The organism is Pseudomonas sp. HMWF006 (assembly GCF_003061205.1).
In the GTDB taxonomy this organism is placed as follows: domain Bacteria; phylum Pseudomonadota; class Gammaproteobacteria; order Pseudomonadales; family Pseudomonadaceae; genus Aquipseudomonas; species Aquipseudomonas monsensis.
This window is the reverse complement of record NZ_QAIU01000500.1, coordinates 12,779-13,310: the sequence shown is the minus strand read 5'-3', so window position 1 is coordinate 13,310 and position 532 is coordinate 12,779. Positions and strand designations below refer to the sequence as shown.

Below are 532 nucleotides of genomic sequence, written 5' to 3'. Positions count from 1 at the left end.
GTCTGAATGCGCCGATGATCATGAGCCTAATCGCCATGTCCGGCGGCATCGTCGTCTACCTGTTGCTGCGCAACCAGCTCAAGCGCGGTCGCTTCAAATACCCGCCACTGATCGGTCGCTTCAACGGCAAGCGCCTGTTCGAACGCAGTCTGGTGGTGATGATGCGCATGGCCCGGCGCGTCGAACGCCGACTTGGCACCCGCCGCCTGCAAATGCAACTGTTCCTGATGGTATTGGCCGCGGTGCTCGCCGGCCTGATTCCGATGCTGCACAGCAGCCTGAGCTGGGGTGACCGGCCGAAGATTCCCGGCTCGATCGTCTTCGTGACCCTGTGGCTGCTGGCAATCGCCTGCGCCCTCGGTGCCGCGTGGCAGGCCAAGTATCACCGTCTCGCCGCCCTGACCATGGTCAGCGTCTGCGGCCTGATGACCTGCGTAACCTTCGTCTGGTTCTCGGCACCGGATCTGGCGCTGACACAACTGGCGGTCGAGGTCGTCACCACCGTATTGATCCTGCTGGGGCTGCGCTGGCT

At 63.5% G+C, this 532-nt stretch carries 1 protein-coding gene; it reads left to right on the top strand.

Annotation, left to right across the window (positions count from 1 at the left end):
* On the top strand, positions 1-532 hold a 532-nt coding region (locus DBR24_RS33245), incomplete at both ends, for a hydrogenase subunit MbhD domain-containing protein (protein WP_256591734.1).